Annotated in this window: 9 protein-coding genes; 8 read left to right on the forward strand and 1 reads right to left on the reverse strand. The window is 70.8% G+C overall.

The annotated features are described in order from the left end of the window. Positions 1-114 precede the first annotated feature (114 nt). From QE399_RS05730 to QE399_RS05765, 8 genes are all read left to right on the forward strand, one after another. On the forward strand, positions 115-1728 hold the full coding sequence (locus tag QE399_RS05730; protein ID WP_309826968.1) for an OpgD/OpgG family glucan biosynthesis protein: 1614 nt from the start codon (positions 115-117) through the stop codon (positions 1726-1728). 289 nt (positions 1729-2017) lie between these two features. Then, positions 2018-2170, forward strand: a complete 153-nt coding sequence (locus QE399_RS05735) for a hypothetical protein (protein ID WP_309826969.1) — start codon at positions 2018-2020, stop codon at positions 2168-2170. 113 nt (positions 2171-2283) lie between these two features. Then, the gene (queC, locus tag QE399_RS05740) at positions 2284-2988 is read left to right on the forward strand and encodes a 7-cyano-7-deazaguanine synthase QueC (RefSeq protein WP_309826971.1); all 705 of its coding nucleotides are present in this window, start codon (positions 2284-2286) and stop codon (positions 2986-2988) included. A 289-nt stretch (positions 2989-3277) separates the two neighbouring features. Further along, positions 3278-5140, forward strand: a complete 1863-nt coding sequence (locus QE399_RS05745; RefSeq protein WP_309826973.1) for a phosphoenolpyruvate carboxykinase (GTP) — start codon at positions 3278-3280, stop codon at positions 5138-5140. Positions 5141-5756: 616 nt separating this feature from the next. Further along, positions 5757-7031 carry an efflux RND transporter periplasmic adaptor subunit gene (locus QE399_RS05750; protein ID WP_309826974.1) on the forward strand — a complete coding sequence of 425 codons (1275 nt, stop codon included), beginning with the start codon at positions 5757-5759 and terminating at the stop codon, positions 7029-7031. A 36-nt stretch (positions 7032-7067) separates the two neighbouring features. Next, the gene (locus QE399_RS05755) at positions 7068-10280 is read left to right on the forward strand and encodes an efflux RND transporter permease subunit (RefSeq protein WP_309826976.1); all 3213 of its coding nucleotides are present in this window, start codon (positions 7068-7070) and stop codon (positions 10278-10280) included. Beyond that, positions 10277-13438, forward strand: coding sequence for an efflux RND transporter permease subunit (locus QE399_RS05760; RefSeq protein ID WP_309826978.1), 3162 nt, complete (start codon positions 10277-10279; stop codon positions 13436-13438). The genes QE399_RS05755 and QE399_RS05760 overlap by 4 nt, the downstream gene beginning before the upstream one ends. Before the next feature lie 5 nt (positions 13439-13443). Next, on the forward strand, positions 13444-14928 hold the full coding sequence (locus QE399_RS05765) for an efflux transporter outer membrane subunit (protein ID WP_309826980.1): 1485 nt from the start codon (positions 13444-13446) through the stop codon (positions 14926-14928). A gap of 244 nt (positions 14929-15172) precedes the next feature. Here QE399_RS05765 and QE399_RS05770 read toward each other — a convergent pair whose 3' ends face one another. Further along, positions 15173-15613 carry a hypothetical protein gene (locus tag QE399_RS05770; protein WP_309826981.1) on the reverse strand — a complete coding sequence of 147 codons (441 nt, stop codon included), beginning with the start codon at positions 15611-15613 and terminating at the stop codon, positions 15173-15175. Positions 15614-15644 lie beyond the last annotated feature (31 nt).

Genomic DNA, 15644 nt, shown 5'->3' on the forward strand with positions numbered 1-15644 from the left:
CGTCGCGCCGAGTCGTAGGAAAGCACCGCGTTTTGCTGCGATTTGCAGGCAAATGCCCGGCAAAACACACGCCGTTGCATCGAAGCCGTCAGGATTTCGACACACTCCGAACCCATGCAACGACCCGAACGACGTCATTTCTTGCGCACCCTGGGCCGCGGCGCCGCCCTGGCTACCGCCGGCGGCCTCGGCCTGAACTGGACGCAGGCCTTCGCCGCCCTGAAGCCCCTGGGCGCCGCCCAGGCTTTTGATTTCGCCACGCTCAAGGGCCAAGCCCGCGCCCTGGCGGACAAGCCTTACGTGTCCCATGAAGGCGAACTGCCCGCCTCCGTCAGCCAGCTCGACTGGGACCAGTACCAGTCCATCCAGTTTCGGCCCGACCACGCCCTGTGGGCGGACGAGAAGCTGCGCTTCCAGGCCAAGTTCTTCCATCTGGGCCTGTTCTTCAAGAAGCCCGTGCATTTGTTCTCGGTGGCGGAGGGCCGCGCCCAGGAACTGGCCTACGACCCGGCCATGTTCGACTACGGCAAGAGCGGCCTGAAGGCCGGCGACCTGCCCGCCAACCTCGGCTTCGCGGGCTTCCGTCTGAACTTCCACACCGACCCGGTGCGCGACGTGGCCGCCTTTCTGGGGGCCAGCTACTTCCGCGCCGTGGGCAGCGAGTGGCAGTACGGCCTGTCTGCCCGGGGCCTGGCCATCGACACCGGCATGGAGCGGCCCGAGGAGTTTCCCGATTTCACCGCGTTCTACCTGGAGCGCCCCGCCCCGGGCTCCAGCACCGTTGTGGTGATGGCGCTGCTCGACTCGCCCAGCATCACCGGCGCCTACCGCTTCGCCATCACCCCGGCCGAGGGCGGCAACGACCTGCAGGTGATGGATATCGATGCCGCGCTCTACCCGCGCAAGGCCATCGAGCGCTTGGGGATCGCGCCCTGCACCAGCATGTTCCAGCACGGCGAGAACGACCACCGCATGGCCAACGACTGGCGCCCGGAGATCCATGATTCCGACGGCCTGGCCATGTGGCGCGGCAACGGCGAATGGGTGTGGCGCCCCATCACCAACCCGCCCACGCTGCAGTTCAACGCCTTCGCGGACGAGAACCCGCGCGGCTTCGGCCTGCTGCAGCGCGACCGCAACTTTGACCACTACCAGGACGACGGCGTGTTCTACGAGCGCCGCCCTTCGCTGTGGGTGGAGCCCAAGGCGGGCTGGGGCAAGGGGTCCATCCAGCTGGTGGAGATTCCGACGATCGACGAGACCTTCGACAACGTCGTCACCTTCTGGCATCCCGAGCGCAAGCCGCAGCCCGGCGAGGAATGGCTGCTGGGCTACCGTCTGTTCTGGGGCGCGCAGCCCCCGGCACAGTCGGCCCTGGGGCGTTGCGTGGCCACGCGCACCGGCCTCGGCGGCGTCGTCGGCCAGCCGCGCAAGTACTTCTCCTGGCGCTTCGCGGTGGACTTCGCGGGCGAGGTGCTGGCCCGACTGGGGCCGGACGCCCAGGTGGAACCGGTCATCACCGCCAGCCGGGGCAAGATCGAGATCACCTCCGCCCGCCCGCTGGCATCGGTGAAGGGCTATCGGGCGATGTTCGACATCCGCCCCGAGGACGAAAGCACCGAGCCCATCACGATCCGCCTGTTCTTGCGCAACGGCAAGGAGCCGATCACGGAGACCTGGCTGTACCAGTGGGTGCCGCCTGCGGCGGCGGAGCGCAAGCCGTACTAGAGAGCATCCCCCTGAGGCGCTGCGCGCCTTCCCCCTTCTCTCGGCTTCGCCGGGAAGGAGGGACACCGCCAGCGCGGCGGGGCGGCCCTTGCGCGGCGGTTGCTGGTCTCGGGCCGCGCTTCAGCGCACGCAGTGCTCATGGCTCGTCTCGGTGAAGCGCAAAGGTCCACACTCGGCGCGCATAGCCCTTGGCGCGCTAGCGCCGGATTGGGGTATCGCCGTATGCGGAGGCGCGCGTGCGCCGCTAGAATTGCGTAACTTTTAAGCAGAACACCGCAGGAGACAACGCATGGCACACGACAACACCACCGCGCCGCACGCTGGCGAGACGCATGTTCCCGACGCCGTCGAGGCGGTGGTGCCGTTGATGCCCATCGTGCTGCCCGTCGTGGGCGGGGTGCTGATGTTCCTGCTGGCGTTCATCGCGATCTACATGGCCTGAGGCGCCCGGCGCCCGCGCAGCAGCCCCGCACCGCGGGGCTTTTTTACGTCCCGGCGCACTGCCACCCTCTGTTCCTTTCCTTTTCTTTCCTTTTTTCTGCCATGACACCGCCCATGAGACCCGGCCACGCACTTGTCCTCTTTTCCGGAGGGCAGGACTCCACCACCTGCCTGGCCTGGGCGCTCACGCACTTCGGGCATGTGGAGACCATCGGCTTCGATTACGGCCAGCGGCACCAGGTGGAGCTGGCCGCACGGCAGGAGGTGCTGGCCGCATTGCGTGAGCGCTTTCCCCAGTGGCGCGAGCGCCTGGGCGAGGACCACATGGTCGACCTGGCCGTGCTGGGGCAGATCAGCGACACGTCCCTGACGCGCGACACCGCCATCCAGATGACGGCCGCCGGCCTGCCCAATACCTTCGTGCCGGGGCGCAACCTGCTGTTCTTCCAGCTGGCCGCGGCCGTAGGCTACCGGCGCGGGCTGCAGACGCTGGTGGGAGGCATGTGCGAGACGGATTTCTCCGGCTATCCCGACTGCCGCGACGACACGCTCAAGGCGCTGCAGGTGGCCGTGTCGCTGGGCATGGGCCAGCGCTTCACCTTTGAGACGCCGCTGATGTGGATCGACAAGGCCGCGACCTGGGAGCTGGCCCGCACGCTGGGCGGCGACGCGCTGGTGGACATCATCGTGCAGCAGTCGCACACCTGCTACCACGGCGTCCGGGACACGCTGCACGCCTGGGGCTACGGCTGCGGCACCTGCCCAGCGTGCGAATTGCGCCGGGCGGGCCATGCGCAATGGAAGCAGCAGGCGGTGTGACTGGCATGTAATGCACATAACCCCATGCATCTTTTGCATGGATTAGGCCGAAGTCTGACAGACATTTACGGGGCGGGTTCATAAAATCGTCATCCCAGCCGACCCGCGGATGCCGTGGAACTGCCGCCGGTTCTGCCTGCGGCGCCTGCTCCCTGCACCCGCCCGCCGACTGAGCTCCAAGCCGTTTTTTCAAAGGCAGCGCTCAGACCGTTTTGTGCGCAGGCCGCCGTCGTACCGTTGTGGTTCGCTTCCTTTGAAAAAACGTTTTTCAACTTCAGGAAGCTCCGCGATGAACGCACCCACCATGCAAGGCCTCGACCTCCAGGCCCCCGCATACGTCAAAAATGCCCGCCTGCTGGCCTGGGTGGCCGACATGGCCGCCCTGTGCAAGCCCGCCAACATCCACTGGTGCGACGGCTCGCAGGAAGAGTACGACCGCCTCTGCCAGCAGCTGGTGGATGCCGGCACCTTCAAGAAGCTCAACCCCGCCAAGCGCCCCGGCAGCTACCTGGCCTGGTCCGATCCGTCGGACGTGGCCCGCGTGGAAGACCGCACCTACATCTGCTCGGCCCAGAAGGAAGACGCCGGCCCCACCAACAACTGGATGGCCCCGGACGAGATGCGCGCCACGCTGCAGCCCCTGTTCGACGGCTGCATGAAGGGCCGCACCATGTATGTGGTGCCCTTCAGCATGGGCCCCCTGGGCTCGCCGATCGCGCACGTGGGCATCGAGCTGTCCGACAGCCCCTACGTGGCCGTCAACATGAAGATCATGACCCGCATGGGCAAGGCCGTGTACGACGTGCTGGGCGTGGAAGGCGACTTCGTGCCCTGCGTGCACACCGTGGGCGCACCTTTGGCCGCCGGCGAGAAGGACGTGTCCTGGCCCTGCAACAAGACCAAGTACATCGTGCACTACCCCGAGACGCGCGAAATCTGGTCGTACGGCTCGGGCTACGGCGGCAACGCGCTGCTGGGCAAGAAGTGCTTCGCGCTGCGCATCGCCTCCACCATGGGCCGCGACCAGGGCTGGCTGGCCGAGCACATGCTGATCCTGGGCGTGAGCAACCCCGAAGGCAAGAAGTACCACGTGGCTGCGGCCTTCCCGAGCGCCTGCGGCAAGACCAATTTCTCGATGCTGGTGCCCCCGAAGGCCTTCGAAGGCTGGAAGGTCACCACCATCGGCGACGATATCGCCTGGATCAAGCCCCAGGCCGACGGCAGCCTGCGCGCCATCAACCCCGAGGCCGGCTACTTCGGCGTGGCCCCGGGCACGAACTACCACACCAACCCCAACTGCATGGCCAGCCTGAACAAGGACGTGATCTTCACGAACGTCGCGCTGACCGATGACGGCGACGTGTGGTGGGAAGGCATGGAGAAGGACACCGGCGGCCTGCCCGATCACCTGATCGACTGGCAAGGCAAGGACTGGACGCCCCAGATCGCCAAGGAAACCGGCGCCAAGGCCGCCCACCCCAACGCCCGCTTCACCGTGGCCGCCACCAACAACCCCGCGCTGGACGAGGCCTGGGACGACCCCAAGGGCGTGAAGATCGACGCCTTCATCTTCGGTGGCCGCCGCTCGACCACCGTGCCGCTGGTGACCGAGGCCCGCAACTGGACGGAAGGCGTCTACATGGCCGCCACCATGGGTTCGGAAACCACCGCCGCCGCCTTCGGCGCGCAGGGCGTGGTGCGCCGCGACCCGTTCGCCATGCTGCCCTTCATGGGCTACAACATGAGCGACTACTTCCAGCACTGGCTGAGCCTGGGCGCCCAGCTGGCCGGCCAGGGCGCCACGCTGCCCAAGATCTACACGACCAACTGGTTCCGCAAGGATGCCGACGGCAAGTTCGTCTGGCCCGGCTACGGCGACAACATGCGCGTGCTGAAGTGGATGATCGACCGCATCGAAGGCAAGGCCACGGGCGAGAACACGCCTTTCGGCACCGCGCCCCAGTACGCCGAGATCAACTGGACGGGCCTGGACTTCTCCGCCGACCAGTTCCAGACCGTGACCAGCATCGACAAGGCTGCCTGGGCCGAGGAACTGAAGCTGCACACCACGCACTTCGACCAGCTGGCCTACCACCTGCCCAAGGAGCTGCTGGAAACCAAGGCCGCCCTGGAAAAGCGCCTGGCGGCCTGACCACCGGGCCTCTTGCGGGCCCTTTGCGGGCCCGTACGCGCCCTGCCCGCCGCTTGCGGCGGGAAAGGTAGCTACCAAATAAATAGCTGACTGCGCTTGCTAAGCAACGGACTCCGATAGAAAACTATTGGAATTCCATGCATGGCAAGCGCAGGCGGCTATTGTTTTTGATAGTTCCCTGACCACCGATACAGCGGCCGCTGCTGCTGCTGCGCCGTACTGCCGTGCGGCGACCGGGCTGGCGAAGGGTCGCGGAAGAAGCCACGGCACCGCGCCCCCATGCGCCCCTGTTGCTGAGTCGCTGAGTCGCTGGGCCGTTCATTCCTGCGGGCATTCCGGCGCCGGCACAGCGTGGGGGCCGCCGTTGCCAGGCCCGGCCACCGCTTCCGGCGCAGCCGCGGCCCACGCGCGCCGCCTTGGCCGGTCCCGCTGGCGGACCCAATAGGCACTTATTGCCAGTCATTCTCATTTGAGCCAGCAGGATCGGCTACAGTCCCGGGGCCCGCCCGGCGGCAGCAGCCGGGTGGTGGCCGATGCGGCGCCCTGCGGGCACCCGGCCCGCCCCGCCCATCCGCCTTCAGCGCCCACGCCTACGCCCTCCGACGGTCCGATACCCATGGTCCCAACAGTTTCTGAGAATGCGCCGCCTGCCTCCACGCGGCACCTGTGGCTGCGCGTGCTGGCCGTGCTCGTGCTGGCCGCCGTGGCCGCCACGGCCTGGTACGCGATGCGGCGCCCGTCGCAACCGGCCGAGGCCGGCCCCAACCCGTGGCGCGGTCCGATTCCGGTGCGCCTCGCGCCGGTGCAGCAGCGGCCGCTGACCGAACAGATCAAGGCCATCGGCACGGTCACGCCGCTGCAGACCGTGGTGGTGCGCAGCCGCGTGGACGGCACGCTGGCGCGCGTGCTGTTCCAGGAAGGGCAGGAGGTGCGGCGCGGCCAGCTGCTGGCCGAGATCGACCCCGAGCCCTACCGCGTGCGCCTGGCGCAGGCCGAGGGCCAGCAGCAGCAGAACCAGGCCCAGCTGCAAAGCGCCGAGCGCGATCTGGCGCGCTATCGCAGCCTGTTCCAGCAGGACTCTATCGCCCGCCAGCAGCTGGACACCCAGGAGGCGCTGGTCGCCCAGCTGCGCGGCAGCGGGCAGGCCGTGCGGGCGCAGGTGGCCGAGGCGCGGCTGCAGCTGTCGTACACGCGCATCGAGGCGCCGGCGGCAGGCCGCCTGGGCCTGCGCCGCGTCGATGCCGGCAACCTCGTTTCCGCCGCCGACACGCAGGGCCTGGTGACCCTCACGCAGACCCGGCCCATCGCCGTGGTGTTCTCCGTGCCCGAAACGCAGCTGGCCGCCGTGCGCGCCAGCAGCCAGGGCGGCGCGCGCCCGGTGGTGCAGGCCTGGGACCGGGCCGAGCGCCAGCAGATCGCCGCCGGCCGCCTGACCACGCTGGACAACCAGATCGACACGGCCACCGGCACGCTGCGCCTGAAGGCCCAGTTCGACAATGCCGACGACGGCCTCTTCCCCAACCAGTTCGTGAACGTGCGGCTGCAGGTGCGCACGCACCCCAGCGCGCTGGTGGTGCCCGCCGATGCCGTGCAGTACGGCAGCCAGGGCCCCTACGTCTACACCGTGCAGGAGGGCAAGGCCCGGCTGCGCCGCGTGACGCTGGGCGCCAGCGACGGCGAATACGTGCTGGTGCAGGCCGGGCTGGAGCCGGGCGCGCAGGTGGTGCTCGAAGGCCTGGACCGCCTGCGCGACGGCGCCGACGTGGTGACGGTGGCCGACGGCGCGCCACCGCAGACCGTGCAGCAGCTGCGCCAGGCGCAGGCCCCGGCATCGCACGCCTCGGCGCCTTCGCCAGCGCCCGTGGCCTCCGCGGCGTCGGCCGCGCGCTGAGGCGCTGCGCCGCCTTCGGACCCTCCCGCTGTCGCCATGAACCTGTCGCGCCCCTTCATCCTGCGGCCCGTGGCCACGGTGCTGCTCATGCTGGCGCTGTGCATCGCCGGGCTCATGGCCTGGCGGCTGCTGCCGGTGGCGGCGCTGCCGCAGGTGGACTTTCCGGTCATCCAGGTCTTCACCTTCCAGCCCGGGGCCAGCCCCGACGTGACGGCTCGCACCATCACCGCGCCCCTGGAGCGGCGGCTGGGCCAGATCCCGAGCCTGCGGCAGATGTCGTCCACCAGCTCCAGCGGCGCGTCGGTCATCACCTTGCAGTTCGTGCTGGACGCCAACCTCGCGGTGGCCGAGCAGAACGTGCAGTCCGCGCTCAACACGGCCGCCACGCTGCTGCCGGCGGACCTGCCCGCGCCGCCCATCTACCGCAAGGTGAACCCGGCGGACGCGCCCATCCTCACGCTGGCCATCACCTCGCCCTCGCTGCCGCTGCACGAGGTGCACGACCTGGTGGAGACACGCATGGCGCAGAAGCTCGCGCAGCTGTCGGGCGTGGGCATGGTCAGCCTGGCGGGCGGCCAGCGCCCGGCCCTGCGCGTGCGCGCCAACCCCACGGCGCTGGCCGCGCACCGCCTGAGCATGGAAGACCTGCGCCTGGCCATCGCCGGCGCCAACGCCAACCAGCCCAAGGGCAGCTTCGACGGCCCCTACCGCACCACGCTGCTGGACGCCAACGACCAGATCACCTCGCCCGAGGCCTACCGCCAGCTCATCGTGGCCTGGCGCACGCCGGACGGCAGCGTGGTGGCGGCCAACCGGGCCGGCAGCGCGAATGCCGGCACGGGCAGCGGCGCCACCACGGCCACCGCAGCGGGTTCTGGCACGGCGGCGGCGCGCACGCAGCCCGGCGCGCCCATCCGCCTGGGCGATGTGGCCAGCATCGAGAGCGGCCCCGAGGACCGCTTCCTCGCCGCCTGGGCCGACCGCCAGCCGGCCGTGCTGCTGAACGTGCAGCGCCAGCCCGGCGCCAACGTGATCGACGTGGCCGACCGCGTGCGCGCCTTGCTGCCGCAGCTCACCGCCACCCTGCCCGCCGCCGTCGACGTCACGCTGCTCACCGACCGCACGCAGAGCATCCGCGCCTCGGTGCGCGACGTGCAGATGGAACTCGTCTTCGCCGTGGGCCTGGTGGTCATGGTGACCTTCCTGTTCCTGCGCAGCGCCACGGCCACCTTCATCCCGGGCGTGGTGGTGCCGCTGTCGCTCATCGGCACCTTCGCGGTGATGTACCTGCTGGGCTTTTCGGTCAACAACCTGAGCCTGATGGCGCTGACCATCGCCACCGGCTTCGTGGTGGACGATGCCATCGTGATGCTGGAGAACATCGCCCGCCACCGCGAGGACGGCCTGCCGCCGATGCAGGCGGCGCTCAAGGGCGCGTCGGAGATCGGCTTCACGCTGGTGTCGCTCACCGTGTCGCTGGTGGCCGTACTGATCCCGCTGCTGTTCATGCGCGACGTGGTGGGCCGGCTGTTCCATGAGTTCGCGCTCACGCTGGCCGTGGCCATCGGCATCTCGCTGCTGGTGTCGCTCACGCTCACGCCGATGATGAGCGCGCGGCTGCTGAAGAAGCCGCTGCACCACGGCGTCGGCCCCGGCGCCGACGGCACGCCGCGCCAGGGCTTCATGGACCGCGCCATGGACCGCTACGGCCGCGCCATCGACGCGGTGCTGCGCCACCAGGGCCTGACGATGCTGGCCATGCTCGCCACCCTGGCGCTCACCGCCGTGCTCTACGTGCTGGTGCCCAAGGGCTTCTTCCCGGTGCAGGACAGCGGCGTGGTGCAGGTGGTGACCGAGGTGCCGCCCGACAGCGCCTTCACTATCGTCGCCCAGCGCCAGCAGGCGGTGGCGGATGCGCTGCTGCAGTCGCCGGACGTGGCCAGCCTGTCGTCCTTCATCGGCGTGGACGGCAGCAACAGCGCGCTCTCCAGCGGACGCATGCTGGTCAACCTGCGCCCGCACGGCGAGCGCAGCGCCAGCGCGGAGCGCATCCTGCAGGACCTGCGCGAGCGTGCCTCGCAGGTGCCGGGCATCGCGGCCTGGTTCCAGCCGGTGCAGGAGCTGTCGATCGAAGACCGCGTGAGCCGCACGCAATACCTCTTCACGCTGACCACGCCGCAGGCCGCCGTGCTGGAAGCCTGGGTGCCGCGCCTGCTGGAGCGCCTGCGCACCCGCCCCGAGCTGGCCGACGTGGCCAGCGACCTGCAGCAGCAGGGCCGCCAGGCGCATGTGGAAGTGGACCGCGACGCCGCCGCGCGCCTGGGCCTGACGGTGGCCGACATCGCCACCGCGCTGCAGAACGCCTATGGCCAGCGGCAGGTGGCCACGCTCTTCACCCAGGCCAGCCAGTACCGCGTGGTGCTGGAGGTGGCGCCCGAGCAGGCGCGCGGGCTGGACGCGCTGCAGACCACCTTCGTCACCACGGCCGGCGGGCAGAGCGTGCCGCTGTCGACCGTGGCCCGCGTCTCGCAGCGCACGGCACCGCTGCAGGTGTCGCAGCAGGGGCAGTTCCCCGCGGCCACGGTGTCGTTCAACCTGGGCGCGGGCGCCTCGCTGGGCGCGGCGGTGGCCGCCATCGAGGCCGAGCTGCAGGCCGCGGCGCTGCCGCCGCAGATCGAGGTGCGCTTCCAGGGCGCGGCGGAGGCCTTCCGCGCCTCGCTGTCGAACACGCTGTGGCTCATCCTCGCGGCCGTGGTCACCATGTACATCGTGCTGGGGGTGCTGTACGAAAGCACCATCCACCCCGTCACCATCCTCTCCACGCTGCCCTCGGCCACCGTGGGCGCCCTGCTGGCCCTGCTGGTCAGCGGCCGGCCGCTGGACATGATCGCCGTGATCGGCATCGTGCTGCTGATCGGGCTGGTGAAGAAGAACGGGATCATGATGGTGGACTTCGCGCTCGATGCGCAGCGCACCCTGGGCCTGCCGGCCGAGGAAGCCATCCGCCGCGCTGCGCTGCTGCGCCTGCGGCCCATCCTCATGACCACCCTGGCCGCCCTGGTGGGCGCGCTGCCGCTGATGCTGGCGGGCGGCTCCGGCGCCGAGCTGCGCCAGCCCCTGGGCATCGTGATGGTGGGCGGGCTCATCGTGAGCCAGGTGCTCACGCTGTTCACCACGCCCGTGGTCTACCTGTACTTCGACCGCCTGTCGCAGCGGCTCGCGCGCCGCCGCGGCGCGGCCACGCCATGAACCTGGCGCGCCTGTCCATCCGCCGGCCGGTGGGTAGCTGCCTGCTGGCCGTGGCGCTGGTGCTGCTGGGGCTGCTGGCCTGGCGCCTGCTGCCGGTGGCGCCGCTGCCGGAGGTGGACTTTCCCGTCATCAAGGTCTCGGCCAGCCTGCCCGGCGCCAGTCCCGAAAGCATGGCCGCCACGGTGGCCGCGCCGCTGGAGCGCGCGCTGGGCGCCATCGCCGGGGTGCAGGGCCTCTCGTCGTCGAGCAACCAGGGCACGACGCAGGTCACGCTCGAATTCGCGCTGGGACGCGACCTGGAAGCCGCTGCGCGGGACGTGCAGGCCGCCCTCAACGCCGTGCGCGGCCAATTGCCCGCGGGCATGAAGAGCAACCCCAGCTTCACCAAGCAGCAGGCGGCGCAGCGGCCCATCGTGGTGCTGGCGCTGTCCTCGCCTCACCTGCCGCCGTCTGCGCTGTACGACGCGGCCTCCACCATCCTGGCGCAGCGGCTGTCGCAGGTGCCCGGCGTGGCGGAGGTGACCGTGGGCGGTGCCTCGCTGCCGGCCGTGCGCGTGCAGGTCGATCCGGCCGCGCTGGCCCACCAGGGCGTGGCGCTGGACGCGGTGCGCACGGCCATCGTGCGCTCCAGCGCCGTGCAGCCCATCGGCGCCATCGAGGACGCCGGCCACCGCTGGCAGGTGGCGATGGACGATGCGCCCATGCGCGCGGCCGACTTTGCGCCGCTGGTGGTGCGCTGGGTGAACGGCGCCGCGGGCCAGGCCGGCGGCGCGCCGGTGCACCTGGGCGACGTGGCACGCGTGAGCGATTCCACCGAGAACCGCTACAGCAGCGGCTTCCACAACGACAAGGACGCGGTGATCGTGCAGGTGCGCCGCCAGCCCGGCGCCAACGTGGTCGCCACCGTGGATGCCGTGCAGGCCCAGCTGCCCTACCTGCGCACGCTGATGCCGCCCGATGCGCAGCTCGACATCGTGCTGGAGCGCTCGCAGGGCATCCGCGCGTCCCTGGCCGAGGCGCACTTCACCCTGGTGCTGTCCATCGCGCTGGTGGTGGCCGTGGTGGCGGCGTTTCTGGGCCGGCTGCGCACGGCGCTGATCCCCACGGTGGCCATTCCGGTGTCGCTCATCGGCACCTTCGCCGTCATGTACGCGGCCGGGTTCTCGCTCAACAACCTGTCGCTGATGGCGCTGATCGTGGCCGCCGGCCTGGTGGTGGACGACGCCATCGTGGTGCTGGAGAACGTGGAGCGCTACATCGACCAGGGCCTGCCGCCGCTGCGCGCTGCGCTGCGGGGGGCGGGCGAGGTGGGCTTCACCCTGGTGGCGATGACGCTGGCGCTGGTGGTGGTGTTCATCTCCATCCTGTTCATGGGCGGCATCGTGGAACGGCTGTTCCGCGAGTTCTCCCTCACGCTGGCCGCCGCCGTGGCGATCTCGCTGCTGGTGTCGCTCACGCTAACGCCCGTGCTGTGCGCCTACGGACTGCAGGCGCGGCGCAAGGCGGGCGCGGTGCCGCTGCCCGCGCGCGCGGGCTGGGTGCAGCGGCAGTCCCGCGCCGGCGCGTTGATGCGCGCGGACGTGCGCCGCGCCTATGACCGCAGCCTGGTCTGGAGCCTGCGGCACGGCGCGCTGGTGCTGCTGGTGCTGGCGGCAGTCGTCGGCGTGAACGTCTGGCTCTACATCACTTTGCCCAAGATCCTGCTGCCCCGGCAGGACACGGGCATCGTGCACGCCTTCATCCGCGGGGACGACGGCTTCTCCTTCCAGATCATGCAGCCCAAGATCGAGGCCTACCGCCGCCTCATCCTGGCCGACCCGGCCGTGGCCCACGTGGCGGGCACCAGCGGCGGCATCGGCAGCATCGCCAACAGCTTCCTGCTGGTAAGCCTCAAGCCCCTGGCCGAGCGCGGCGGCGAGCCCACGCAGGCCGTGGTCAACCGCCTGCGGGCGATGGCGCCGGCCGTGCCCGGCGGCGTGCTGAGCCCGTCCATCGAGCAGGACATCCGCATCGGCGTGTCATTCGGCGAAGCGGACTCGGCCGTCATCCTGCGCTCGGGCGAGGTACGCGGGCTGCGCGGCTGGGCGCGCAAGGTGTCGCAGGCCTTGGCACAGCGGCCCGAGTTCGCCGACGTGGAGACGGTGAGCGACGGCGGCGCGCAGCAGGTCGTGGTGGACATCGACCGCGAGGCCGCGCGGCGCCTGGGCGTGGACATGGACACCATCGCCGCGGTGCTCAACAACTCGTACTCGCAGCGGCAGGTGGCCACGCTGTACGACCGGCTCAACCAGTACCGCGTGGTGATGGAGGTGGACCCGCGCTTCACCGCCCAGCCCCAGTCGCTGGCGCAGCTGCAGGTGATCGGCGCGGGCGGTGCGCGCGTGCCGCTCACCGCCTTCGCCACCTGGCGCTACGGCCTGGCGGACGATCAGGTCTACCACGACGCCATGTTCGCCTCGATGTACATCGGCTACAACCTCGCGCCCGGCGTCACCGCCGAGCAGGGCCGCCAGGCGCTGGACGCCGTGCTGTCCGGGGTGATGCTGCCCTCCAGCGTGCACGTGGCGCCCTCGCGCGAGGACGCGGCCAGCGCCCGGGCCGTGCGCGGCCAGCCGCTGCTGGTGCTGGCCGTGGTGCTGGCGGTGTACCTGGTGCTGGGCGTGCTGTACGAAAGCACGCTGCACCCGCTCACCATCCTGTCCACCGTGCCGCCGGCCAGCGTGGGCGCACTGCTGGCCCTGTGGCTGACCGACACGCCCTTCAGCCTGATGGCCCTGCTCGGCCTGTTCCTGCTGATCGGCGTGGTGATGAAGAACGCCATCCTGATGATCGACTTCGCGCTGGCGGCGCAGCGCCGCGAGGGCCTGCCCCCGCACGAGGCCATCCGCCGCGCCGCGGGCCTGCGCCTGCGCCCCATCCTGATGACCAACCTGGCCGGGCTGCTGGGCGCGCTGCCGCTGGTGCTGGGCACCGGCGAAGGCGCCGAGCTGCGCCGGCCGCTGGGCCTGGCCATCGTGGGCGGACTCGCCGTGAGCCAGCTGCTCACGCTCTACACCACGCCCGTCGTCTACCACTACCTGGAGCGCTGGCGCCAGCGCTGGGTCCGCCCGGGGCATGACGGCCCCCTGCTGGCGCCCGCCGCTGCCGTGCATTCCTGAATCCCATGACCTTTGCCGACGCCCCCCGCCCCCTTCTGCCCGGCCCGCGCCGCCGCCCGGCCGGACCGGTCCTGGCGCTGCTGCCGCTGGCGCTGCTGCTGGGCGCCTGCACCGCCGGCCCGGACTACCGCCGCCCCGAGGTCGCCGCCCCCGCAGCCTTCCGCCACGACGCCGGCTGGCGCACCGTGGCCGCCATCACGCCGCCTGCCGCCGGCACCAGTGCGCTGCGCCCCTGGGCCGCGTTCGCCGACGGCACGCTGCAGCGCCTGGTGGACGAGGCCGCCCAAGGCAACCTGACCCTTGCCCAGGCCGAAGCGCGCTACCGCCAGGCCCTGGCCGTGCTGGACGCCAGCCGCGCGGAGCGCCTGCCCACGGCCGGGGCCCGCGCCAGCGCCACCCGGTCTGGCGGCGGAGGCGGCGGGAGCACGGCCGGCACGTCGCGCAGCGGCACCGCCTATGCGGCGGGCCTGGACCTCAGCTGGGCGCCCGACCTGTGGGGCCGCGTGGCGCGCCAGGTGGAGGCCGACCAGGCCCGCCTGCAGGCCAGCGACGCCGACCGCGCCGCCGCCCGGCTCGCGCAGCAGGTGCTGGTGGCGCAGGCGTACTTCCAGCTACGCATCCTCGACCGGCAGGATGCCCTGCTGCAGCAGACCCTGGTGGCGTACGACCGGGCGCTGCGGCTCACGCGCAACCAGTACGAGGCCGGCCTGGTGGCGCGCGCCGACGTGATCCAGTCCGAAACCCAGCGCGAGTCGCTGCGCGTGCAGATCTTCGCGCTGCAGCGCCAGCGCACCCAGGCCGAACACGCCATCGCCGTGCTGCTGGGCCGCGTGCCCGGCCAGTGGCAGCTGGCGCCGGCGCTGGACACGCCGCTGGCGCTGCCCGCCCTGCCGGCGCAGCTGCCGTCCGAGCTGCTGTTGCGCAGGCCCGACATTGTTGCGGCGGAGCGACAGGTGGCGGCCGCCAACGCCACCATTGGCGTCGCCCAGAGCGCCTGGTGGCCCGAGCTGACGCTGGGCGCCAGCGTGGGCGGCAATGCCGCGCGCTTCGCCCAGTTGCTCGATACGCCGAACCGGGTGTGGTCCCTGGGCCCCAGCCTGGCCGCCACGTTGTTCGATGGCGGCCGCCGTGCCGCCGCCACGCAACAGGCCGAGGCGGTGTACGACGAGCGCGTGGCCGCCTACCGCCAGAGCGCCCTCACCGCCTGGCAGGAGGTGGAAGACGCCCTGGCCGGCCTGCAGTCGCTGCAGGCCCAGGCCGCGCAGCAGCAGCGCCTGGTGGCGCTGGCGCAGGAGAACGAGCGGGTGGTGACCAACCGCTACCGCGAGGGACTGGTGAGCTTCCTGGAACTGAGCACGGCGCAGAACCTCACCTACACCAGCCAGCGCGCCGCCCTGGACACGCTGGGCGACCAGCTCGCCACCGGCGTGCGGCTGCTGGGAGCGCTGGGCGGCGGCTGGGTGACACCGGCGGCGACGCCGGGCTCTTAGAACGTGTTCACGCCCATGCGGCGCATCCAAGGCATTTACTCATCCCGATTGCGCTTCAACGCGACCCCTGCGAGACCGTGAACACGTTCTTAGAACCTGTTCAAAGGCTTTTCAGCCTCTGGCGCTCTACCAGCAAGCGCAGCGCGCTACTGTTTCAATAGCACGATCCGGCGGGCAGAAATGCAAAAGGGCACCCGAAGGTGCCCTGGTGGCGCGGAAGGGGAACCCTTCCTGCGGCGGCCGCTCAGTAGTAGCGGCGGATGTTGTCGACGGCGATGCCGTTCATGGCGCGGCTCAGGTCGGCCATGATGCGGGCGTCGTGCAGCGCGGCGTTCCAGGTCTTTTCGTCTTCGGCCTGGCGGCGGCGGGCTTCGGCCCAGCCGCGGCTGGCAGCGCGCAGGGAGGACACGGCGCGGCGCACGGGCGTGGCCAGCAGGGCCAGGCCGGTGAAGGCGATCACCCACAGCACCATCCAGGCAGCCAGCAGGTGGCCATCGCCCCAGGTGTCGATGACCTGATTGGCCACCACCAGGAGGGCGGCCACGACGGCGGCCAGCAGCATGGAGGCGGCGCCACGGGCGGCGTCGAAGCCGGTTGCCACGTTCTTGAAGGCGGTGGCGGCCTGTTCCAGGCGGGTCACGCCGGGATGATCGGTACGGTAGTCGATGTGAACGAAGCTGGTCATGATGGGAACCCTTTTAAGCCGCTTGTGGCGA

This window comes from Paracidovorax wautersii (genome assembly GCF_031453675.1).
GTDB lineage: Bacteria > Pseudomonadota > Gammaproteobacteria > Burkholderiales > Burkholderiaceae_C > Paracidovorax.